This is a genomic window from Oleiphilus sp. HI0043, assembly GCF_001634935.1.
This window is the reverse complement of the sequence record NZ_LWEY01000692.1, coordinates 1-1,480: the sequence shown is the minus strand read 5'-3', so window position 1 is coordinate 1,480 and position 1,480 is coordinate 1. Positions and strand designations below refer to the sequence as shown.

General features: G+C 44.9%; 2 protein-coding genes. Both read left to right on the top strand.

Features of this window, described 5'->3' with window-relative positions; translation table 11 throughout:
• The coding region (locus A3729_RS08230) for a PQQ-binding-like beta-propeller repeat protein (RefSeq protein ID WP_156497794.1) at positions 1–628 on the top strand (628 nt) is incomplete at its 5' end.
• Positions 629–638: 10 nt separating this feature from the next.
• On the top strand, positions 639–1,480 hold an 842-nt coding region (gene der / locus A3729_RS08225), incomplete at its 3' end, for a ribosome biogenesis GTPase Der (RefSeq protein ID WP_068633616.1).

Here is a 1,480-nt window from a genome sequence, read left to right as displayed (position 1 = left end):
TGGTGAGTTGCTCACATTGAGGAACGACATTGGTTTGCCTCTCTGGAAAGCAACACTTGCTCTACCAAAAGGGCGCACAGAACTAGAGCGTTTGGTCGACTCGGATGGTCAGCCTTTGCTTGATGGTGATACCCTTTATGCAGCCGCTTACCAAGGTAAAATATTTGCTTTAAGTGCGCTCGATGGGCAGGAAATTTGGTCTAAAGAAATTTCATCTTTTAACAAGCTCGCGTTAGGCTTTGGCAAGCTCTTTGTTACCACGGATAAAGGTGAGATTATTGCGCTTGATAAGCAAAGTGGAAAGGAGTTGTGGCGAAATGAAGAGTTCTTATATCGTCGTTTAGGCTCACCAGTGGTCTTTGACCAGTTTGTGATGGCCGCTGATTTCGAGGGCTATATCCATGTGCTATCAGTGCTGGATGGAAAAGTACTTGCACGGAAATACCCTGACAGTGATGGTGTCATGGGTGAGATGATTGTAAAGGGCGACCGGCTATATGTTTATGCACGTTCTGGTGACATAGTATCGTATCAGTTGAATTCGAAGGTAAAGGACCTTAGACCCTTGGGTTCGAGGTTTAGAAATAGAAGACTTTTCGAAGAGTCGTCTAACGAATATAGAGATTAAAGGTAGATAGATGGTTCCTGTAATAGCGCTAGTAGGTCGTCCTAATGTAGGTAAATCTACCTTATTCAATCGTTTGACCAAAACAAAAGATGCAATTGTCGCAGACTACGCAGGCTTAACTCGGGATCGTAAGTACGGCTCTGGAGTGGCGTTGGATAAGAAGTTCATTACTATCGATACCGGTGGTATAAGTGGTGATGAAGTCGGGATCGATGCTGTCATGGCTGAGCAGTCCTTGTTGGCAATAGAAGAGGCTGATCTAATCTTCTTTGTTGTGGATGGCCGGGATGGATTGACCCCTATTGATGAAGAGATAGCTCGTCATATCCGACAAACGGGAAAACCTTATACCCTGGTTGTTAATAAAATTGATGGCCTTAATGCTGATACTGTTGCCAATGATTTCTACTCGCTGGGTATGGAGAAGCTGCGCTTAACCGCAGCCTCTCATAACCGCGGTGTTAAATCGCTGATCGAAGATGCAATGGAGGACTTCCCGGAACAAATCGAGGAAGATGATGAAGCAAATGGTTGTAAAATTGGTATTATCGGACGACCAAATGTTGGTAAGTCTACCTTGGTTAATCGACTGCTTGGTGAAGACCGTGTTGTTGTTTATGATCAACCTGGTACCACGAGAGATAGCGTCTATATTCCTTACGAACGCCGAGAAAAGCCCTATACCTTGATCGATACGGCAGGTGTGCGCCGTAGGAAAAATGTTAAAGAGGCGGTAGAGAAATTCTCCATCATCAAGACCTTGCAAGCGATACAAGATGCCAACGTTGTTGTTGTCGTTATCGATGCCAGAGAAGGTGTCGTTGAGCAGGATCTTCACCTGATTGGCTTTGC